General features: G+C 69.1%; 18 protein-coding genes. 13 read left to right on the top strand and 5 right to left on the bottom strand.

Annotated elements, in window-relative coordinates:
* The first annotated feature begins 29 nt into the window (after positions 1-29).
* Complete coding sequence (locus ACNNMR_RS22855) at positions 30-2,705, top strand: transglycosylase domain-containing protein (RefSeq protein WP_419996533.1); 2,676 nt, start codon at positions 30-32, stop codon at positions 2,703-2,705.
* Positions 2,706-2,795: 90 nt separating this feature from the next.
* On the top strand, positions 2,796-4,331 hold the full coding sequence (locus ACNNMR_RS22850; protein ID WP_419996532.1) for a glycosyltransferase family 87 protein: 1,536 nt from the start codon (positions 2,796-2,798) through the stop codon (positions 4,329-4,331).
* A gap of 20 nt (positions 4,332-4,351) precedes the next feature.
* On the opposite strand, the gene ACNNMR_RS22845 is transcribed toward ACNNMR_RS22850, so the two are convergent.
* The 3 genes from ACNNMR_RS22845 to ACNNMR_RS22835 form a co-directional block, all read right to left on the bottom strand.
* Positions 4,352-5,383 carry an alanine racemase gene (locus ACNNMR_RS22845; RefSeq protein WP_419996531.1) on the bottom strand — a complete coding sequence of 344 codons (1,032 nt, stop codon included), beginning with the start codon at positions 5,381-5,383 and terminating at the stop codon, positions 4,352-4,354.
* A gap of 56 nt (positions 5,384-5,439) precedes the next feature.
* Positions 5,440-6,561, bottom strand: coding sequence for a lipid II:glycine glycyltransferase FemX (locus ACNNMR_RS22840; RefSeq protein ID WP_419996530.1), 1,122 nt, complete (start codon positions 6,559-6,561; stop codon positions 5,440-5,442).
* Positions 6,562-6,715: 154 nt separating this feature from the next.
* Positions 6,716-7,030, bottom strand: a complete 315-nt coding sequence (locus tag ACNNMR_RS22835; RefSeq protein WP_419996529.1) for a hypothetical protein — start codon at positions 7,028-7,030, stop codon at positions 6,716-6,718.
* Positions 7,031-7,338: 308 nt separating this feature from the next.
* Here ACNNMR_RS22835 and rpsF point away from each other — a divergent pair, with 308 nt between their 5' ends.
* From rpsF to ACNNMR_RS22795, 8 genes are all read left to right on the top strand, one after another.
* The gene (gene rpsF / locus ACNNMR_RS22830) at positions 7,339-7,629 is read left to right on the top strand and encodes a 30S ribosomal protein S6 (RefSeq protein WP_419996528.1); all 291 of its coding nucleotides are present in this window, start codon (positions 7,339-7,341) and stop codon (positions 7,627-7,629) included.
* Between the two features lie 99 nt (positions 7,630-7,728).
* Complete coding sequence (locus ACNNMR_RS22825) at positions 7,729-8,328, top strand: single-stranded DNA-binding protein (protein ID WP_419996527.1); 600 nt, start codon at positions 7,729-7,731, stop codon at positions 8,326-8,328.
* Between the two features lie 72 nt (positions 8,329-8,400).
* Positions 8,401-8,637 carry a 30S ribosomal protein S18 gene (gene rpsR / locus ACNNMR_RS22820; protein ID WP_165240785.1) on the top strand — a complete coding sequence of 79 codons (237 nt, stop codon included), beginning with the start codon at positions 8,401-8,403 and terminating at the stop codon, positions 8,635-8,637.
* An 18-nt stretch (positions 8,638-8,655) separates the two neighbouring features.
* A complete protein-coding gene (gene rplI / locus ACNNMR_RS22815) occupies positions 8,656-9,102 on the top strand; it encodes a 50S ribosomal protein L9 (RefSeq protein WP_419996526.1) in 447 nt (148 codons plus the stop codon).
* Positions 9,103-9,256: 154 nt separating this feature from the next.
* The gene (locus ACNNMR_RS22810; RefSeq protein ID WP_419996525.1) at positions 9,257-10,813 is read left to right on the top strand and encodes a phenylacetate--CoA ligase family protein; all 1,557 of its coding nucleotides are present in this window, start codon (positions 9,257-9,259) and stop codon (positions 10,811-10,813) included.
* On the top strand, positions 10,813-11,268 hold the full coding sequence (locus tag ACNNMR_RS22805; RefSeq protein ID WP_419996524.1) for a DUF4188 domain-containing protein: 456 nt from the start codon (positions 10,813-10,815) through the stop codon (positions 11,266-11,268). The genes ACNNMR_RS22810 and ACNNMR_RS22805 overlap by 1 nt, the downstream gene beginning before the upstream one ends.
* Entirely contained in the window at positions 11,265-12,371 is a 1,107-nt protein-coding gene (locus ACNNMR_RS22800) for a GNAT family N-acetyltransferase (RefSeq protein WP_419996523.1), read from the top strand. Before ACNNMR_RS22805 ends, ACNNMR_RS22800 begins: the two co-directional genes overlap by 4 nt.
* On the top strand, positions 12,368-13,366 hold the full coding sequence (locus tag ACNNMR_RS22795; RefSeq protein WP_419996522.1) for a hypothetical protein: 999 nt from the start codon (positions 12,368-12,370) through the stop codon (positions 13,364-13,366). Before ACNNMR_RS22800 ends, ACNNMR_RS22795 begins: the two co-directional genes overlap by 4 nt.
* Before the next feature lie 18 nt (positions 13,367-13,384).
* On the opposite strand, the gene ACNNMR_RS22790 is transcribed toward ACNNMR_RS22795, so the two are convergent.
* The gene (locus ACNNMR_RS22790; protein WP_419996521.1) at positions 13,385-14,746 is read right to left on the bottom strand and encodes an MATE family efflux transporter; all 1,362 of its coding nucleotides are present in this window, start codon (positions 14,744-14,746) and stop codon (positions 13,385-13,387) included.
* A 469-nt stretch (positions 14,747-15,215) separates the two neighbouring features.
* Between ACNNMR_RS22790 and dnaB the strand changes: the two genes are divergently transcribed.
* The gene (dnaB, locus tag ACNNMR_RS22785; RefSeq protein WP_419996520.1) at positions 15,216-17,840 is read left to right on the top strand and encodes a replicative DNA helicase; all 2,625 of its coding nucleotides are present in this window, start codon (positions 15,216-15,218) and stop codon (positions 17,838-17,840) included.
* 4 nt (positions 17,841-17,844) lie between these two features.
* Here dnaB and ACNNMR_RS22780 read toward each other — a convergent pair whose 3' ends face one another.
* Positions 17,845-18,636 (bottom strand): class I SAM-dependent methyltransferase, encoded by a 792-nt coding sequence (locus ACNNMR_RS22780; RefSeq protein WP_419996519.1) that lies wholly within the window; start codon positions 18,634-18,636, stop codon positions 17,845-17,847.
* Between the two features lie 184 nt (positions 18,637-18,820).
* Here ACNNMR_RS22780 and ACNNMR_RS22775 point away from each other — a divergent pair, with 184 nt between their 5' ends.
* Positions 18,821-19,054: a hypothetical protein gene (locus ACNNMR_RS22775; RefSeq protein WP_419996518.1), complete on the top strand. Its 234-nt coding sequence runs from the start codon at positions 18,821-18,823 to the stop codon at positions 19,052-19,054.
* Positions 19,051-20,076 (top strand): restriction endonuclease, encoded by a 1,026-nt coding sequence (locus tag ACNNMR_RS22770; protein WP_419996517.1) that lies wholly within the window; start codon positions 19,051-19,053, stop codon positions 20,074-20,076. The genes ACNNMR_RS22775 and ACNNMR_RS22770 overlap by 4 nt, the downstream gene beginning before the upstream one ends.
* Positions 20,077-20,099 lie beyond the last annotated feature (23 nt).

Below are 20,099 nucleotides of genomic sequence, written 5' to 3'. Positions count from 1 at the left end.
TAGCCACCTGTCCTAGGAGTAGTCCTTCCATGAGCGAGCACCGTCGCAAGCCGCCGAACGGCGGAGGCGCTGGAGGCCGGCGTCGCGCCGCGCCCCCGCGAGGCGGCAGCTACGGGGACGGCGTCCCCGGTGCCCCGGGCGGCCGCGGTGCGGCCCGCCGGGCGGCGATGGGCGGAGGCACCGGCCGGCGTCGCGCCGCGGGGCCTGGCGGTCCTGACGGCCCCGGCATGGCCAGCCGTTCCGGAGGTTACGGCGGCGGACGTGGCGGAGGCGGCGGTGGCCGCCGAGGCTACGGCGGGGACTACGGGGACGGGCCGCGGCCGCGCCGGAGGCGGCCTATGCCGCCGCCGAAGAAGCGGTTCATTGACTATCCGCGGTCCGACCGCGACGGTGCGGGCCGCTGGCTCCCGTCCTGGAAGCAGGTCCTGGGCCTCTGCGTGATGGGCCTGGGGCTGCTGGTCGGCGGCACCGGCATAGCGCTGGCGATGGTCGACGTGCCGGAGCCGAACGACCTGGCGAAGCAGCAGACCAACGTCTACCAGTACGCGGACGGCAGCCAGATGGTCGCCGCGGGCGGTGGCGAGGTGAACCGGCAGATCCTCGATATCGAGGACATCCCGAAGTCGATGCAGAACGCCACCATCGCCGCCGAGAACGAGTCTTTCGAGAAAGACGCCGGCGTGGATCCGATGGGCATCGCCCGCGCCGTGTTCAACATGGCCAAGGGCGGCGAGACCCAGGGTGGTTCGACCATCACCCAGCAGTACGTCAAGAACTACTACCTGGACCAGGAGCAGACGCTCACCCGTAAGGCGCGTGAGCTCTTCGTCTCCATCAAGGTCGGCGCGACCAAGAGCAAGAACGACATCCTGGCCGGTTACCTCAACACCGCCTACTACGGCCGCGGCGCGTACGGCATCCAGGCCGCCTCGCAGGCCTACTTCAGCGTGCCCGCCAGCGAGCTGAAGCCGGACCAGTCCGCCTTCCTCGCCTCGGTTCTCAACGGCGCCAACTTCTACGACCCGGCCGGCGGCATGGGCACCGAGGCCACGCCGGAGAAGAACCTGGAGCGGGTCAAGGCCCGCCAGCAGTGGACCCTGGACCGGATGGTCAAGACCGGACGGCTGTCGGCCACCAAGCGGGCCGAATACGAGGATAAGTTCCCGAAGGTCGACGAGCCGCACAAGGCCCGGGACCTGGACGGCCAGAAGGGCTACCTGGTCGACCTGGCGAACAACTACGTCATCGCCAACAACATCCTGACCAAGCAGCAGCTCGACCAGGGCGGCTACACGATCAAGACGACGTTCAAGAAAAAGGATGTCTTGGCCCTCGCGAAGGCGGTCGAGGACTCCAAGCGGAAGAACATCAATCCGAAGAAGCGCGAGGAAGACAAGTACGTCCAGTACAGCGGCGCCTCTGTCGAGCCGAAGACCGGCGCCATCAAGGCGATCTACGGCGGAACGGGCTTCAACAACCGGCACTACACCAACAACGCCGACTACACCGGTGTCCAGGTCGGCTCCACCTTCAAGCCGTTCGTGCTGGCCGCTGCCCTCGACAAGGGTGTGCTCAACCCCGAGATGGAGGCCAGCCAACCCGAGTCCGAGCGCACCCCGGTCTCCTTGAACAGCGTCTTCAACGGCAATAACAAGGTGACGCTGCGGAACTTCGACGGGACCGTCTGGAAGGACGAGAAGACCGGGAAGATCTGGAAGCAGAAGAACGACGGCGGCGAGAGCAAGGGCATGGTGAACCTGCGCACCGCCATGCAGTTCTCGGTCAACACGCCGTTCATCCAGCTCGGCATGGACGTCGGCCTCCAGCAGGTCAAGGACGCCGCGGTGGACGCGGGCCTGAGCGACGACCAGTTCGCAGGCCTGTCGCCGACGTTCTCCCTGGGCACCTCGGCGCCGAGTGCGATCCGGATGGCCGGCGCGTACGCCACCTTCGCGGCGAGCGGCGTGCAGGCCGACCCGTACTCGGTCGAAGAGGTCAAGCAGGGCGACTCGAGCATCTACAAGCACGAGAAGAAGACCCAGACGGCCTTCGACCCCAAGGTCGCCGACAACGTCACCAGCTCGCTGCAGACGGTCGCCACCAAGGGCACCGGTTCGTACGCGGGTGACAACCTGGGCCGCCCGGTGGCGGGCAAGACCGGTACCACCGACGAGAACCGGTCGGCCTGGTTCGTCGGCTACACGCCGCAGCTGTCCACCTCGATCGGCATGTACCGCCTGGACCCGGACGCCAAGGGGCAGAAGAAGTTCCTGTCCATGCGCGGTGTGGGCGGGCAGGAGTCCATCCACGGTGCCTCGTACCCGACCGAGATCTGGACGGCGTACATGAAGAAGGCCCTCGCAGGCAAGGAGATCAAGCAGTTCCCGGTCGCCCCGCCCATCGGCGAGAAGGTCTACGGCCCCGGCGCCAGCCCGAAGCCGACGCCGACGCCGACGCAGCCGACCGAGGACCCGACGCCGACGCCGTCCGACGACCTGCCGAGCGGCCAGCCGTCGACACCGAACCCGACCGATTCGTGCAACCCGTGGGATCCGAAGTGCCAGACGGACACCGGCGGTCAGACCGGCGGCGACACCGGTGGCGATACCGGCGGCTTCCCGACGCCGTCGGAGAGCGGTGATCTCAGCAACGGCGGAGGCAACGGGAACGGCAACGGAGGCAACGACGGCGGACTCTTCCCATAGCGGGACAGTCAGGCAGCCGCGGCCTCCGCACCTTCACGATCGGTGCGGGGGCCGCGTCGTGTGCGGGGGGCTTGCGGCAGGATGGGCGGCATGAGCAGTGCGCGGGAGGATACGGAGACGAAGCGCCGGCAGGGGCAGGAGGCCGATGTTGTGCGGCCCACCTCGCAGGATGAGGTCGCGGCCGCGGGCAGTGAGCTGATCGGTGGGCCTGCCGGGCGGCGGGCGGTCGGCGGGATGTCCTGGTGGACGCCGGTGCGGGTGGTGGCGCTGCTGGCGATCGGGATGTTCGCGCTCGGCATGGTGCAGAAGTTCCCGTGTTACGACGGCGCCTGGTTCTCCGGCTCCGGCGGGCAGTACACGCGGCTGTGCTACTCCGACATTCCGCATCTGTACGCCGGGCGCGGCTTCGCCGACGATCTGGTGCCGTACTTCGACCGGATCCCGGACGACATCTCCGGCGGGATGAGCTACCTCGAATACCCGGTGCTCACCGGCCTCTTCATGGAGCTCGCCTCCTGGCTGACCCCGCACGGCCAGGACATGGTCCACCGCGAGCAGGTCTACTGGCTGGTCAACTCCGGCATGCTGATGATCTGCGCCGCCGTCCTCGCGGTGTGCGTGGCCCGTACGCACGCACGCCGGCCCTGGGACGGGCTGCTGGTCGCCCTCGCGCCCGCGCTGGCGCTGACCGCGACGATCAACTGGGACCTGCTCGCCGTGGCGCTCACCGCCGCGGCGATGCTCGCGTGGTCGCGCAGCCGGCCGGGGGTGGCCGGGGTGCTGCTCGGCCTGGCGACGGCCGCGAAGCTGTATCCGGTGCTGCTGCTCGGGCCGCTGCTGGTGCTGTGCTGGCGGGCGGGGCGGATGCGCGCCTTCTGGGTGGCGACCGGGGGCACGGTGGCGTCCTGGCTGGTGGTGAACGTGCCCGTGATGTATTTCGCCTGGGACGGGTGGACGAAGTTCTATACCTTCAGCCAGGAGCGGGGCGTCGACTTCGGCTCGTTCTGGCTGATCATTTCGCAGCGGACGGGCAAGTCCCTGGATGATGCGAATACGTACGCCATGCTGCTGGTGCTGATCGGCTGCGTGGCGATCGGGGCGCTCGCCCTCTACGCTCCGCGGCGGCCGCGCTTCGCCCAGCTGGCGTTTCTGGTCGTGGCGCTCTTCATCCTCACCAACAAGGTCTATTCACCGCAGTACGTGCTGTGGCTGCTGCCGCTCGCCGCGCTGGCCCGGCCGCGCTGGCGCGACTTCCTGATCTGGCAGGCCGCGGAGGTGGCGTACTTCGTCGGCATCTGGCTCTACCTGGCCCAGACCTCGGGCGGCGAGAACGCCAAGGGCCTGCCCGAGGAGGGCTACCACCTGGCCATCGCGGCGCATCTGCTCGGGACGCTGTACCTCTGCGCGGTCGTGGTCCGCGACGTGATCATGCCGGAGCGCGACCCGGTGCGCCGGGCCGGGGACGACGACCCGGGCGGCGGCGTCCTGGACCGGGCGCCGGACGTGCGGGTGCTCGGGCATCAGCCGAGCGGGCGGCATGCGGTGCGGTACGGGGACGGGTACGGCCCGGGACCCCGCGAAGGGAACTACGTCCAGTGGGGAGTCGCCTCCGGCGGCACCCCGTAGCCCCCGTGCCGCCGCTGGACTCAGCGCTCCACCACCCGGTCCGGCATCGTCGTCGTGTGCCGCAGCTGCGCCACCAGCTCGTCGCCGACCACCGGCGGCGCCGTGTCCGCCGGCAGGAACAGGATCGACACCTGCATGTGCGGCGGCTCGGCGAACCAGCGCTGCTTGCCCTGCCACAGGAACGGCGACAGATTCCGGTTCACCGTGGCCAGACCGGCCCGCGCCACGCCCTTCGCCCGCGGCATCATGCCGTGCAGCGCCTTGGGGGACTCCAGGCCGACGCCGTGCGAGGTGCCGCCCGCGACCACGACCAGGTGGCCGTCGCCGGAGGCCTTCTGCTGGCGGTAGCCGTAACGATCACCCTTGGCGACCGGGGTGACGTCGAGGACCGTGCCGCGATACTCGGTGGCCTCGTGGTCGCCGAGCCACAGCCGGGTGCCGATGCGGGTGCGGAAATTCGTCTGCGGGAACTGCTGCCGCAGCCGCGCCAGCTCCTCCGCGGAGACATGGCTGACATACATGGTGTGCAGCGGCAGCCGGGCGGCGCGCAGCCGGTCCATCCAGGAGATGACCTCCTCGACCGCGTCCGTGCCGTCCGTACGGTCGAGGGGCAGGTGGACCGCGAAGCCTTCGAGGCGTACGTCGTCGAGGACGCCGTGCAGCTTCGGCAGGTCCTCCTCCTTCACGCCGTGCCGCCGGATGGAGCTCATCACCTCGATGACGACGCGGGCGCCCACCAGGCGGCTGACGCCGTCCACCGACGCGACCGTGCGGATGACGCGGGTCGGCAGCGGCACCGGCTCCTCGGTGAGCTGATACGGGGTCAGGACCATCAGGTCGCCGCCGAAATAGTCCTTGGTCTGGGCGGCCTCGTAGACGGTGCCGACCGCGAGGACGTCGGCGCCGAAGCCGGTCGCCTCGGCGGCGAGCCGCTCATGGCCGAAGCCATAGCCATTGCCCTTGCAGACCGGGACGATGCCCGGGAACTGCTGCAGCACCTGCTGCTGGTGGCCGCGCCAGCGCGCGGTGTCGATATACAGGGTGAGCGCCATCGCCTGGCCCGGGACCTTTCGTCAGTCGGCGGCCGCGGTCAGCGGCGGGACATGTATCAGCGGCGGGACATATAGATGTCGAGCGCCTTGTGCAGAAGCTTATTGAGCGGGAAATCCCATTCGCCGAGATACTCGGCGGCCTCGCCGCCCGTGCCCACCTTGAACTGGATGAGGCCGAAGAGGTGATCGGACTCGTCCAGGGTGTCGCTGATGCCGCGCAGGTCATAGACCTTGGCGCCCATCGTGTACGCGTCCTGGAGCATCCGCCACTGCATCGCGTTGGACGGGCGGACCTCGCGCTTGTGGTTGGCGGAGGCGCCGTACGAATACCAGACATGGCCGCCGACGACGAGCATGGTGGCCGCCGCGACATTCTCCCCTTCATGCCGCGCGAAATACATCCGCATGGTGCCGGGCACCTCGCCGTTCAGCGCCTTCCACATGCGCTCGAAGTACGCCTGCGGGCGGGGGCGGAACTGGTCGCGCTCGGCCGTGATCTCGTACAGCCGCTGCCACTCGGCGAAGTCCTCCAGGCCGCCCTCGACGACCTCGACGCCGGCCTTGTCGGCCTTCTTGATGTTCCGCCGCCAGAGCTGGTTGAAGCTCTTCAGGACGTCTTCCAGGGAGCGGCCGGCCAGCGGCACCTGGAAGACATAGCGCGGCTGCACATCGCCGAAGCCGGCGCCGCCGTCCTCGCCCTGCTGCCAGCCCATCCGCCGCAGCCGGTCGGCGACCTCGAAAGCGCGGGGCTCTATCACGTCGGCCTCGACATCCCGCAGCCGCTTGAGGTCCGGGTCGGCGATGCCCTTCTTGATAGAGGCGGCGGTCCAGCGGCGGATGACGACCGGCGGGCCCATCTTCACCGAGAAGGCGCCGCGGGACTTCAGATGCGCCAGCATCGGCTCGAGCCAGTCCTGCAGATTCGGCGCGTACCAGTCGATGACCGGGCCCTCCGGCAGATACGCCAGATAGCGCTTGACCTTCGGCAACTGCCGGTACAGCACCAGACCGGCGCCGACCTGCTCGCCGCTGCGGTCGTCGAACCAGCCGATGCTCTCCGCGCGCCACTCCGCCTTCACATCTCCCCAGGCGGGCACCTGACAGTGGCTGGCCGCGGGCAGGCTCTGGACATACGCCAGGTGCTCCTCGCGGCTGATGGTCCTCAGGGTCAGGCTCATGCGGGGCGCTCCTCGTGCGCAGCGGGCAAACTCGGCTTTCCGTCGGAAGCCTACTGCTGCCGCCCGCACGTCCGCCGTCCCCCTGTGGACAACTCCACGGAGGGGGACGGCTGCGCCCGAATGGGTGAAACAGTTCGAGATGCGGGTGAGCGGCCTAGCCGACGATGCCGCCGAGCAGCCCGCCGCGGGCCATGCCGAGGAAGAACCCGAGGGCCGCCGCGCCGAGCGCGATGATGACCACGAACCGCTCCCGCGTCGTGGCGGAGATCATCTGGCCCCAGGCGCCCGTGACGATGCCGACCAGGCCCGTCCACGAGGCGAGCACATGCAGGTCCCTGAAGAGCGACGTGACCAGCGCGATCCCGCCCAGCATCACCGTGAGGCCGATCAGGATGTCCTGGGTGGTGTGCCGCTCACCGTCGCTGGCGAAGAGTCCGATGCCCTGCTGTCCGCGTGCTACCTGTGCCATCTGGCACCTCCAAGCCGGAAGGCTGCGGCGTGAGGGGGCCGGCGCGACCCTGGTGGCAGCGTGACGCCGCTCACACCCGATGTGTACAGATTGCCGGGTATGAGGGGCGGATTTCAACCGGAAGGGGTCGGGCAGGTAGTCTGGACGGTCTGCATCGGTATTTACCCAGGCCAGAGCAGCTTCCCGACAGTCCCCTGTGGATAACCCGGGGGTGTGTCAGTGCCAGGCGCTACCGTTGCGACGCAGAGAAAGACCCTCCTGCCACGGAAATACCGTGGCCGCTGAGTCCAGAGGAGGTGGGTTCCCACATGCGTCATTACGAGGTAATGGTCATCCTCGACCCCGATCTCGAGGAGCGCGCTGTTTCCCCGCTGATCGAGTCCTTCATGTCCGTGGTGCGTGACGCCAAGGGCAAGGTGGAGAAGGTCGACACCTGGGGCCGTCGTCGTCTCTCGTACGAGATCAACAAGAAGCCCGAGGGCATCTACACGGTCATCGACCTGCAGGCCGAGCCTGCGGTCGTCAAGGAGCTCGACCGTCAGATGAACCTCAACGAGTCGGTCCTGAGGACCAAGGTCCTCCGCCCCGAGACCCACTGAACGGGTTTCAAGGGCGCACGGACACCGAGTAGCAGCAACAACGCCACACAAGCGCTCCACGCCCGCAAGCCGTAAGCAAGACTGCGAGAGGTCAAGATCATGGCAGGCGAGACCGTCATCACCGTCGTCGGGAACCTGACCGATGACCCCGAGCTGCGCTTCACCCCGTCCGGCGCGGCCGTCGCGAACTTCACGATCGCGTCGACCCCCCGGACGTTCGACCGGCAGACCAACGAGTGGAAGGACGGCGACGCGCTGTTCCTCCGCGCGTCGATCTGGCGCCAGGCGGCGGAGAACGTCGCCGAGTCGCTGACGCGCGGCACGCGCGTCGTCGCTCAGGGACGGCTGCGGCAGCGTTCGTACGAAACCCAGCAGGGTGAGAAGCGAACGGTCGTCGAGCTCGAGGTCGACGAGATCGGCCCCGCGCTGCGCTACGCCACCGCCAAGGTCACCAAGGCCAGCCGCGGCGGCCAGGGCGGCGGCGGAGGGTTCGGCGGCGGCCAGCAGGGTGGCGGCGGTCAGGGCGGTGGCTGGGGTGGAAACTCCGGCGGCGGCCAGCAGCAGGGTGGCGCCCCCGCGGGCGACCCCTGGGCGACCGGCGCACCGGCCGGCGGCGGCCAGCAGGGCGGCGGCGGTGGCGGCGGCTGGGGTGGAAACTCCGGCGGCGGCGGTGGCTACTCGGACGAGCCGCCCTTCTAAGACCCCGTAACCGGGTCCCAGAGGGCAGCTCCCCCACCACACACTTCTTGAAGATCAGTACTGGAGAAACCAATGGCGAAGCCGCCTCCGCGCAAGCCGAAGAAGAAGGTTTGCGCGTTCTGCAAGGACAAGGTCGCATACGTCGACTACAAGGACACGAACCTGCTGCGGAAGTTCATCTCCGACCGCGGCAAGATCCGTGCCCGCCGGGTCACCGGCAACTGCACCCAGCACCAGCGTGACGTCGCCACGGCCGTGAAGAACAGCCGTGAGATGGCGCTGCTGCCCTACACCTCGACTGCTCGATAAGGGAAGGGTGACCACAGCATGAAGATCATCCTCACCCACGAGGTCACCGGCCTCGGTGGCCCCGGCGACGTCGTCGAGGTCAAGGACGGCTACGCCCGCAACTACCTGGTCCCGCGGAACTTCGCGATCCGCTGGACCCGTGGTGGCGAGAAGGACGTCGAGCAGATCCGCCGCGGCCGCAAGATCCGCGAGATCGCCTCGGTCGAGCAGGCCAACCAGGTCAAGGGCGAGATCGAGGGCGTCAAGGTGCGCCTGACCACCCGCGCCGGCAACGGCGGCCGCCTCTTCGGCGCCGTCACCCCGGCCGACATCGCCTCGGCGATCAAGGCCGCGGGCGGCCCGGATGTGGACAAGCGCCGCATCGAGGTCGGCTCGCCGATCAAGACCCTCGGCTCGCACGAGGTCTCGGTCCGCCTGCACCCCGAGGTCTCGGCGAAGCTCAATGTCGAGGTCCAGGGCGCGTGACGCTGCGCTGAGCTGAAGTACCACTGAGAGGGCTGCCCCGTTGTACGGGGTGGCCCTCTTTGTGCTGGCGGCGGGCACAGCCTCGCTGATACCTAGTCACGGTTGAGTACCTCAGCGCATCCCCCGGGAGGCGCCCGAAGCGAGGCTGGGGCGCATGACGAGCATCGTGCGCCAATCGATACTGCGGCCGATCAGCGCCGGACTCACCGGGCTGTACCGGCTCTACCGCATGCACCCCGCCATCTGGCGGCTCATGGCCCGCAACTACCGCCCCTGGATGGGCCGCTTCGCGCGCCTCCACGCCGCGATGACCTGCCAGTCCGCCGCCGCCGACGTCCCCGCGTACGCCGACCACCTGCGCCGCAACGGCCACCGCCCCGCCCGGCTGCGCCTCAGCGGCTACCCGGCCACCGCCAAGGAGTCGTACGTCAAGGCCTACCCGGAGCACGAACGCTGCTGGAAAGGCCGCATCGACATCGCCGGCAGCGTCGTCGACGAATCCTCCGGCTCCTCCGGCACCCCGTACAACTGGGTCCGCTCCAAGCGCGAACTCGACACCGTGCACCGCAACGTCGCCGGCTACACCACGCTCGTCTTCCCCACCAAGCGCCTCTTCGTCCTCAACGCCTACTCCATGGGCGCCTGGGCCACCGGCACCAACACCGGCATCGCCATGTCCCGCATCGCCACCGTCAAAAACACCGGCCCCGACATAGACAAGATCATCGACACGCTGCGCCACTTCGGCCCGCGCTATGACTACCTCGTCACCGCCTACCCGCCCTTCCTCAAACACCTCCGCGACCGCCTCGCCACCGAGCACTGGTTCGTACAAGGCAACTACCGCCTCGCCGCCATGGTCGGCGGCGAAGGCATGACCGAGGCGCTCCGCGACCACGTAGGCGACATCTTCACCAAGGTCCGCTCCGGCTACGGCGCCTCCGACCTCACCATCGGCATGGGCGGCGAAACCACCTTCACCGTCTGGCTGCGCCGCCTCATGCGCGACGACCCGGAGGTACGCGCCGCCTTCCTCGGCGACGGCGAACAGCGGCTGCCCATGATCTTCCAGTACAACCCGCTGGAGACCTACCTCGAGACCACCGAGGCCCGCGAACTCCTCTGCACCATCAACTCCACCGCCGTCATGGCCCCCAAACTCCGCTACAACATCGGCGACGAAGCAGAACTCCGCACCTTCCCCGACGCCTGGCGCACCCTCGAGCAGCTCGCCACCACCCGCCCCGGCCTGCTCGCCCGCGCCCGCGCCGCCGCCGACCGCGAACGCATGCGCCTCCCCCTGCTCTTCCTCTACGGCCGCGCCGACTCGACCGTCTCCTACATGGGCGCCAACATCTATCCCCAGGACGTCGAGTACGGCCTCTACGACGGCAACCCGCACGCCGCCCGGATCGAAAGCTTCTGCCTCGCCCTCGACGAACAGGTCGACGCCCGCCCCGTCGTCCACGTCCAGCTCCGCCGCGACACCACCCTCGACCCCGCCGACACCGGCAAACTCGCCGACACCTGCCGCCACGGAGTGCTCCGCCACCTCGCCACCGCAAGCCGCGACTTCGCCCAGTCCCTCACCGAGGACGACTCCGCCGCCGAGCTCGGCGTCGAGATCCACCCGTACGGAACCGGCCCCTTCACCGACCGCCCGAGCAAGATCAAAAACACCTACCTGATCAGCCCGGAGAGGGCAGCCTGATGCGCAGCACCGACTTCTCCCGCACCCCCGCCCCCGGCCAAGCCGGCGCCCTCTTCGTCGGCGCCACCCGCTACCGCGGCCCCCTCTCCCTCCTCACCCTCGCCCCCCGCTGGCGCCGCCTGGTCCGCGAAATGAAGCGCATGCGCGGCTACGTATGGCACCGCGTCTACTGGCGCCCGCCCTTCACCCTCGGCACCATCGCCTTCTTCACCGACCGCGACGAACTCCACAAATTCGCCCGCACCCCCGCCCACCACGACCTCATGTGCTGGCTCACCGACCACGGCACCAAACGCGCCACCGGCGGCTACATCCGCATCTACACCGCCGACCCGCACGGCTACACCAACGGCATCTGGCGCGCCGAAGACGGCCGCCTCGGCCACATCGACATCTTCACCCCACTGACGACCGAACACCGCACCCGGCCCGTACCGCACCGGAGCAAGGCATGACCACGGCCCCCGCCACGACCACGACCCGCGTCACCACCCCCGCCCAGCTCCGCGCCTTCCTCGACCTCCCGCGCCGACTCCACCCCCGCGACCGGTACGTACCGATACCGCACCCACAGATCCGCGCATGGCACCGCACCGGCGCCGCCGAACTCCACCTCGCCCACGACCCCACCGGCCGCGTCACCGGCCGCATCTGCCTCCACCGCAGCCCCGCCTTCGACGCCAAACGCGGCGCCCGCCACCAGCTCTTCGGGCTCACGGAATTCACCGACGCCGCCACCGCAGGCCGCCTCTTCGCCCTCGCCGAACAGCACGCCGCGGACACCGACCGCCTCTTCGGCCCCGTCTCCCTCCTCCCCAACGAAACCGGCGGCGTCATCACCTCCGGCCACCAGCACCGCGGCTTCATCGACTCCGCCTGGAACCCCGCCCACTACCCGGCCGCCTACGCCGCCCACGGCTTCCAGCCCGCCCACCCCTCCGACACCTGGATCTGCGACCGCATCCAGCAGACCGACCCCGACGCCGCCTACCCCTTCGACGACACCCGCCTCACCACCGAAGGCCTGCGCATCCACCACGGCACCCGCCGCCGCCTCCCCGAACAACTCCCGCTGCTGCGCACCATGCTCAACGCCTCCTTCGCCCAACTCGGCTACTACACCGAACTCTCCGCCGCCCAACTCGCCGCCCAGACCGACGGCCTCACCCACCTCATGGACGAGCGACTGCTCCTGTACCTCACCAAGGACGACACCCCCATCGCCTTCATCCTCGCGCTGCCCGACATCTCCCCCTTCCTGATGCGTACGGGCGGCCGCCTCGGCCCGGCGGACCAGCTGCACCTCCTCGCCACCCGGCGCCGCTACCGCCGCGAGGCCGTCCTGATCGTCAAAGGCACCGTGCCCGAACACCAGGGCCGCGGCTATCTCACGCTGCTCTCCCGCGAGCTCCACCGCGGGTTGCGAGCGGGCGGCTACGACACCCTCCGCTCCACCTTCGTCGAACACACCAACCCGGCCTCGGCGGCGTCGTACCGGCGCATCGGCGGGCGCCCGCTGCACGGATACGCCTTCTACGAGAAGCGACTCGAGCCGTGACCGGGTCCCATCCCTGGGCGGCGGCGATGCGCGACCTGGAGCCCATCACCCGCCGCGCCCCCAGCGCCCACAACACCCAACCCTGGACGCTCCACTACGCCCCCGACCACATCACCATCGGCTGGGACGAGGATCGGGAACTGCCCGCCGGCGACCCCACCCGCCGGGACCTCTATCTCAGCCTCGGCGCCTTCGTGGAGACCAGCCTGATCGCCGCGACCGACGCAGGACTTCCCGTACGAGCCGAGGTCGCCGTCGATGCGAGCAAGCGGGTGGCGGCCCGCCTGCTCCCTGCGTGCGAGCCGTACGCCACGCCGTACACCACCGACACCATCACCGCGCGCGGCTGCGCCCGAGGGGCGCACGAACCCGGGCGGCTGCGCACGGACCAGCTCACACGCGTACGGGAGCAGCTGCGGGACACCGCGCTTACCGAGCTGCCCGCGCGGGCGCTGGCCGGGCAGGCGCGGGATGCGGACCGGTGGCTGTTCGGGAGCCCGGCGGTAGTACGGGAGCTGCGGGCGTGGATGCGGCTCGGCGGTCGGTCAGCTCGCGCCCGCGCCGGCGGCGACGACGGTCTCACCGCGGCGGCCCTCGGCCTGTCCGCGTCCGAAGCCGTGGCCTTCCGTGCGGCACTGGCCGCGCTCGCCGGCCCGCTGCGGCACCTCGGCCCGAGCCGCCTCGGCCTGCCCCGCCTCCTCGCCCGCTCCCAGGCGGGGCTGCTCCGCTACGACGGCAGCGTCCTGGTCCTCACCGGCCCGGCGGAGCCACTCGATCCGAGCGCCATGGTGACCGCCGGTCGCGACCTGGTCCGATGCTGGTACGCGCTCACCGAACTCGGCCTCGCCGTACATCCGCTGAGCCAGCTGATCGACTGCCCGGACACGGCATCGGCACTGCGCCGCCGCCTCGGCACGCCACCACTCGCGATCTTCCGCGCCGGCCGTCCCACGGCACCACCGCCGCGCTCGAAGCGCCTCCACGAGGAGCCCTAAGCGCCGCCACGAGGCGCCCTAAACGCGCACCGCCCCCGTCACCACCCAGCGCCCGGACCGCGCCCGCCACCACAACGTCGCCATCCGCGTGGCCATCATCAGCCCCATCGCCCACCACACCGCCGTCAGGCCACCGCCCATCGCCGGCACCAGCAGCGCCACCGGCGCGAACACCGCCAGCGTCAGGATCATCGCCCACGCCAGATACGGCCCGTCGCCCGCACCCATCAGCACGCCGTCCAGCACGAACACGACGCCCGCAACCGGCTGCGTCACCGCCACCACCAGCAGCGCCGGCAGCAGCCGGTCCTGCACCGAGGAATCCGACGTGAACAGCGGCATGATCAGCGGACGCAGCGCCACCACCAGCACGCCCAGCACCACACCCGTGGCAATGCCCCACTCCACCATCCGCCGGCACGCCACCCGCGCCCCGTCCGCGTCGCCCGCACCCAGATAGCGGCCGATGATCGCCTGCCCCGCAATGGCGATCGCATCCAGCGCAAACGCCAGCAGCGACCAGATCGACAGCACCACCTGATGTGCGGCGATGGAGGTATCGCCAAGACCGGCGGCCACCGCCGTCGCGATCAGCAGCACCGCACGCAGCGACAGCGTGCGCACCAGCAGCGGCACCCCGGCCTTCGCGCTCGCCCGTATCCCGGCGGCATCCGGCCGCAGCGGCGCACCGTGGCGCCGGGCGCCGCGCACCACGACCACCAGATAGACGGCGGTCATGCCCCACTGCGCGATGACCGTGCCCCAGGCCGAGCCCGCGATGCCGAGTCCGGCGCCGTAGACGAGGGCGATATTCAGGACGATGTTTCCCGTGAAACCACCGATCGCCACATACAGCGGCGTCCTTGTGTCCTGCAGTCCGCGCAGGACGCCGGTCGAGGCGAAGACGATCAGCATCGCCGGGATGCCGAGGGCGCTGATCCGCAGATAGGTGGTGGCGTACGGGGCCGCCGTGGGCGAGGCGCCGAAGAGATCCACCAGCCACGGCGACGCCGGGATCACCGCCGCGGCGACCACGCCGCCGAGCAGCGCCGCGAGCCAGATGCCGTCGATCCCCTGCCGCAGCGCCGCGCGCGTATCGCCGGCGCCGACCCGGCGCGCGACGGCGGCGGTGGTGGCGTACGCGAGGAAGACGAAGATGGCCACGCCGGTCTGCAGCAGGGCGGCGGCGACGCCGAGACCGGCCAGCTGCCGGGTGCCGAGGTGACCGACGATCGAGGTGTCGGCGAGGATGAAGAGCGGCTCGGCGACGAGCGAGCCGAAGGCCGGCACGGCGAGGGCGATGATCTCGCGGTCGTGCCGTCTTTTGCGGCGGCGGTCCGCCTGACGGGGGTCGGCGTGGGCCAGGCGGGCATTGGTCATACTGCCAATCTAATCTTCCACAGGTAAGTGATGCAAGGGCCACATGCCCCTTACCTGCACACTCGGAGGCAGGCCTTCCGGCTAGGTCTGCGGGATGGCGGGAAACTGGCTGCCAGGTTTTTCTTCTCCACCGGCAGTGGACGGTGAAAGCGCAGGTCAAAGGAGTGATCACGGAGTGATTGTGTGCTTGTCCACAGCGCTGTCCCCCGGCCCGTCCCCAGCTCAGGGTGTGTTCTCCACAGCCTTTCCCGAGTAATCCACAGGGGGTGTGGATGACCTGGTTGGCTGTGGTCTCGTCGGGCGCCTACGGTGGGGCGGCTGCCCGGCGTCTCCTGTCCCCATGAGGGGTCTCGCGTATCAGTTGGCCGACGCGCCGTAAGCGGAGCCGGACGTCTCAGTTGTCAGAGTCGTGCCGTAAGAAGGAGAGCGGAGGCGGCGGCGATTGGCGCGGCCCGGGAGGAGGGGCGGGATGTCGGAGTACGTGGACGATCCACCCGTCGACCATGGCGGCCCGAGCGACCGGCTGCCCGTTTCCCGGCGGACGAACGGCGGTCCGCGCGGCGGCGAGCAGCACGACCGCGGCCCGGAGGACCCCTTCGGCCCCGGCGCGCCCGCGGCCTTCGAGCGGGTCCCGCCGCAGGACCTTGATGCGGAGCAGTCGGTCCTCGGCGGCATGATGCTGTCGAAGGACGCGATCGCGGACGTGGTCGAGGTCCTCAAGGCCCACGACTTCTACCGCCCGGCGCACGCCACGGTCTATGGCGCCATCCTCGACCTCTATGCCAAGGGCGAGCCGGCCGACCCCATCACGGTCGCCGCGGAGCTCACCAAGCGCGGCGAGATCACCCGGGTCGGCGGCGCCTCGTATCTCCACACCGTCGTCCAGACGGTCCCGACCGCGGCCAACGCCGAGTACTACGCCGAGATCGTCCACCAGCGCGCCGTCCTGCGCCGCCTGGTCGAGGCAGGCACCCGCATCACCCAGATGGGATACGCGGCCGACGGCGAGGTCGACGAGATCGTCAACTCCGCCCAGGCCGAGATCTACGCGGTCACCGAGCAGCGCACCTCGGAGGACTACCTCCCGCTGGGCGACATCATGGAAGGCGCCCTCGACGAGATCGAGGCCATCGGCTCCCGCAGCGGCCAGATGTCGGGCGTGCCTACGGGCTTCGCCGACCTGGACTCACTGACGAACGGCCTGCATCCGGGGCAGATGATCGTGATCGCTGCGCGACCGGCCATGGGTAAGGCGCTGGCGCTGGATACGCCGCTGCCGACGCCCACGGGGTGGACGACGATGGGCGAGGTGCGGCCGGGGGACTTCCTGCTGGACGGGCAGGGGCGGCCTACCCGGGTGGTCGAGGCCACGGAGGTCATGGAGAACCGGACGTGCTTCGAGGTCACCTTTGACGACGGCACGGTTGTCATCGCGGATGCCGACCATCAGTGGCTGACCGAGACCAGGGCGTCCCGGCGGGCGGCCGCGTCGTACGGGCCCGGTGATCGCCGCGCCCTTCCGGGGGTACGGACCACGAAGGAGATCGCCGCCACACTCCGCTGCGAGTCGGCGTCCGACCGGCGACTGAATCACTCGGTGGCCAATGCGCTGCCGCTGGAGCTCCCGGCGCAGGCGCTGCCGATCGCCCCGTACGTGCTTGGCTGCTGGCTCGGCGACGGTCACTCCGACGCGGCGCGGGTCACCACGGCGGACGAGGAGGTCGCTCGGCGGATCGAAGGAGAGGGCTTCGAGGTCCGCCGGATCGGTTCGTCGATCACTTATGCGCTGCGTTTCGCGGTGCCGGAGCCGGCTCGCATCGAGTCGGATCCGGTGCCGCACGCCGTGTGTGTGGATTGCGGGCAGGAGTGCTTTTCGCCGTTCTCGCAGCCGCGCTGCGACTCCTGCAGCCGCCGCTACGGAAGTCTGCTGGTGGCGCTGCGGGAGCTGGGGGTGCTCGGGAGGAAGCACGTTCCGGTGACCTACCTCCGTGGCTCCGTGGAGCAGCGGCGGGAGCTGCTGGCCGGTTTGCTGGATACGGACGGCACGGTGACCAATACCGGGTCGGTGCAGTTCGCGGTGACGAACCGGGAGTTGGCGGAGGGCTTCCGGGAGCTGGTGGTCGGCCTGGGCTACCGCTGCGGGATGACGACCAAGCGGGTTGCCGGGCGCTCCGAGTCCTCCTCGATCTCGTACATCGTCAGCTTCACCACCGAGGACGAGGTCTTCGGCCTGGAACGCAAGCGGCGCATGCATGCCGAGCGCCGCCGCCCGGGCACGCGGCGTCTCACGCAGCGTCTGGTCAAGGACGTCCGGGAGATCCCGAGCGTGCCCGTCCGCTGCGTGCAGGTGGACAATCCCGATCACCTGTATCTGGCGACCCGCTCCATGGTCCCCACGCACAACAGCACGCTGGCGTTGGACTTCGCGCGTGCCTGCTCGATTAAGGGCAATTTGCCGAGCGTTATCTTCTCCCTGGAGATGGGGCGCAACGAGATCGCGATGCGGCTGCTGTCGGCGGAGGCGCGGGTGGCGTTGCATCACATGCGGTCGGGGTCGATGACGGATGACGACTGGACGCGGCTGGCGCGGCGGATGCCCGAGGTGACGGATGCGCCGCTGTACATCGACGATTCGCCGAACCTGTCGATGATGGAGATCCGCGCCAAGTGCCGCCGCCTGAAGCAGCGGAACGACCTGCAGCTCGTCGTCATCGACTATCTGCAGCTGATGCAGAACGGCGGCTCCAAGCGGGCGGAGAGCCGGCAGCAAGAGGTCTCGGACATGTCGCGAAACCTGAAGCTGCTCGCCAAGGAGCTCGAGGTCCCGGTGATCGCGCTGTCGCAGCTGAACCGTGGGCCGGAGCAGCGTACGGACAAGAAGCCGATGGTTTCGGACCTTCGCGAAAGTGGATCTATCGAACAGGACGCCGACATGGTCATCCTGTTGCATCGTGAGGATGCGTACGAGAAGGAATCCCCGCGGGCCGGCGAGGCGGATCTGATCGTGGCCAAGCACCGCAACGGTCCGACGGCGACGATCACGGTGGCCTTCCAGGGGCACTACTCGCGGTTTGTCGACATGGCGCAGACCTGATTCTTCATGTGATGACTCGCCCGAACAGCGCGGCTACCTGGATGGTCTCGCGGTAGGGCGCCGGAGGGAGCGCCCGGCGGATCTGCTCGGCGAAGGCGGGCCGCTCCTCCGGGTCGGGCAACTGGTCTGCGGGGATTGCGGAGCAGACCGAGCCGACGATCTCGTCAGTGGAGAGTTCGTCGGCGTAGTTGAATACGGTCTCCTGCACGTCGGCGAACCCGGCCGCCGCCAGCGCCTGCGCATACCGGTGCCGGTCGCTTGTGCTGGTGCCGCAGGTGGCTTCCAGCCGGGTGCCGAAGTGGCCCTCCAGGCATGATCGCAGCGCGTGGGCCCAAGCGCTGTCCTGCAGCCATAAGGGAGTGCCGTTGGATACCACCGCGATGCCCCCGCCATGCCGGCACAGCGGAAACAGCGCCTGGAAGAGCTCCTCGTGCCGCATCCAGTGCAATGCCTGTCCGATGACGGCCATCCCCAGCGGTGCCTGCCCCAGCAGCCTGCCAAGCGCAGGCACATCAGAGTCGGCCCCCAGCACCCATGTCACGTTCCGCACCCCTCGTCCTGCCGCGGCCTGCCTGGCGAGGCGGAGCATGTCCGGCTCGGGATCCATACCGATCACCGAGCCAACCCGGGACGCGAGCGGGACAGCCAATTGTCCTGTGCCGCAGCCGAGATCGAGTACGGCATCCTCGGCGGTCAGTGCGAAGGCCGTCTGCAGGGCGTCGAGAGCTTCCGGCGGGTAGCCGCGGCGGTATTCCGCGTAATACTCGGCGACGTCACCACTGAATCCCATGGTCATACGCCCACCCTGGCAGAGCCGGCCCATCGGCACTGCCCGTATTGCTTCGGGGGTGAGCATGACTCTCTGCTGGGCGCTGTGTGCATAGGGAACTAGAAATTGCGTTCTATAGGTGAACTGATCCTGTTTTCGGTGTAGTTGAGGTCCTGCACTGATTGTGTTCGTGGCGGAGGTGATTCGCACAATGAGCGAACACAGTGAGATGGCGGTGCCTGAGGCCACCATCGATGCCATGGCCTCAGTCATGGCCAATGCCGTGGCCGAGGCGGACAGCTTTGAGGCGGTCGCGGCGGAGTTCGGGATCGTGATCCCGCCCGAGGCTTCGCCGGAGGAGCAGTGGGAGTACTTCGAGCTGGTGAAGGCGCTGGTGACGGTTGAGCGCTGCATGCTCACGGTGGTCAAGAGGTGGCTGTCGTGAGTATCGAGTCGGCGCTGCTGGAGTCCCGGACGCTGCGGGACAGCGTCATGCGGCGGACGGAGGTACTGGACCGGGTCAAGGCGCTGTCGCTGCTGCCGGATGGCATGCATGTGACGACGGCGATGGTGGCGGCATACTTCAATGTGGGCGAGAACGTCCTCCGGGCGATGATCCTTGATCATCAAGAGGATCTGGTGGCCAATGGCTACCGGGTTTTGTCAGGTACGGAACTGAGTTACTTCAAGCAACTCTGTGGGATCCAGTCGAAGGCCCGCGCCGTTGCCTTGTTCACCAGGCGTACCGTCCTGAACGTCGCCATGCTGCTCCGCGACAGCGAAGTCGCACGTCAGGTGCGTAGCTACCTGCTCGATGTCGAGGAGGAGAGCCGACGGCAGCCTGTGGATAACTCGGTCGAGGAGCTGCTGGAGTCGCTCGATGAGCGCATGGAACGGACCGCCCAGGCAGTGTTCCAGCGGCAGTTGCCCATGATCAACGCGCTCATCGAGGCAGCCGGTGAGCAGCGCAGGGCGTCGCTCGCGCAGGTGGAGTGGTCGCGGAGCATGGAGGGAAGGATCGCGGGTCTCGACCGCGACATGCGGCGGCACGAGCTGGCCCTGCAGGACCGCACTCTCGCCGGGGTCATGGCGGACATTGACGCCATGAACTGGCGGGACTTCGAGGAGTACGTCGCCGAGCTGTGCAGGCGCGACGGTTGCACGAATGTGCGCGTCATCGGCGGCAAGGACCGGGGCGTGGACATCGTCGGGGTCACCCCGGACGGGAATCGCCTCATCGTGCAGTGCGAGCGGCATCAGCCGTTCCGGTCCGTCTGGAGCGGGGATATGCAGAAGTTCCTCGGCGCGGCGAAGGTGCAGTACCGGGCGGATGTGGCGCTGTTCGTGGCGTCATGTCCGTTCTCGCGGGAGGCGATGGCCATTGCGCGGGAGTACGGGGTGACGCCGGTGGACCGGGCGTTGCTGCAGGTGTGGGCGGCGGGGTCGCGGCTGCAGCAGTTCACGTAGGTCGGTGAGTGAGGTGGCCCGAA

It is taken from the genome of Streptomyces boninensis, assembly GCF_048572725.1.
Lineage (GTDB): Bacteria > Actinomycetota > Actinomycetes > Streptomycetales > Streptomycetaceae > Streptomyces > Streptomyces boninensis.
Note: the sequence above shows the minus strand (reverse complement) of the source record. Positions and strands in the feature narration are given on the sequence as shown.

Coding starts and splice junctions, on each gene's coding strand:
- rpsR (WP_165240785.1), top strand. CDS start 8,401: ATGGCGAAGCCGCCTCCGCGCAAGCCGAAGAAGAAGGTTTGCGCGTTC.
- ACNNMR_RS22800 (WP_419996523.1), top strand. CDS start 11,265: ATGACCACGGCCCCCGCCACGACCACGACCCGCGTCACCACCCCCGCC.
- ACNNMR_RS22855 (WP_419996533.1), top strand. CDS start 30: ATGAGCGAGCACCGTCGCAAGCCGCCGAACGGCGGAGGCGCTGGAGGC.
- dnaB (WP_419996520.1), top strand. CDS start 15,216: ATGTCGGAGTACGTGGACGATCCACCCGTCGACCATGGCGGCCCGAGC.
- rpsF (WP_419996528.1), top strand. CDS start 7,339: ATGCGTCATTACGAGGTAATGGTCATCCTCGACCCCGATCTCGAGGAG.
- ACNNMR_RS22840 (WP_419996530.1), bottom strand. CDS start 6,561: ATGAGCCTGACCCTGAGGACCATCAGCCGCGAGGAGCACCTGGCGTAT.
- ACNNMR_RS22835 (WP_419996529.1), bottom strand. CDS start 7,030: ATGGCACAGGTAGCACGCGGACAGCAGGGCATCGGACTCTTCGCCAGC.
- ACNNMR_RS22775 (WP_419996518.1), top strand. CDS start 18,821: ATGAGCGAACACAGTGAGATGGCGGTGCCTGAGGCCACCATCGATGCC.
- ACNNMR_RS22780 (WP_419996519.1), bottom strand. CDS start 18,636: ATGACCATGGGATTCAGTGGTGACGTCGCCGAGTATTACGCGGAATAC.
- ACNNMR_RS22805 (WP_419996524.1), top strand. CDS start 10,813: ATGCGCAGCACCGACTTCTCCCGCACCCCCGCCCCCGGCCAAGCCGGC.
- rplI (WP_419996526.1), top strand. CDS start 8,656: ATGAAGATCATCCTCACCCACGAGGTCACCGGCCTCGGTGGCCCCGGC.
- ACNNMR_RS22845 (WP_419996531.1), bottom strand. CDS start 5,383: ATGGCGCTCACCCTGTATATCGACACCGCGCGCTGGCGCGGCCACCAG.
- ACNNMR_RS22825 (WP_419996527.1), top strand. CDS start 7,729: ATGGCAGGCGAGACCGTCATCACCGTCGTCGGGAACCTGACCGATGAC.
- ACNNMR_RS22850 (WP_419996532.1), top strand. CDS start 2,796: ATGAGCAGTGCGCGGGAGGATACGGAGACGAAGCGCCGGCAGGGGCAG.
- ACNNMR_RS22790 (WP_419996521.1), bottom strand. CDS start 14,746: ATGACCAATGCCCGCCTGGCCCACGCCGACCCCCGTCAGGCGGACCGC.
- ACNNMR_RS22810 (WP_419996525.1), top strand. CDS start 9,257: ATGACGAGCATCGTGCGCCAATCGATACTGCGGCCGATCAGCGCCGGA.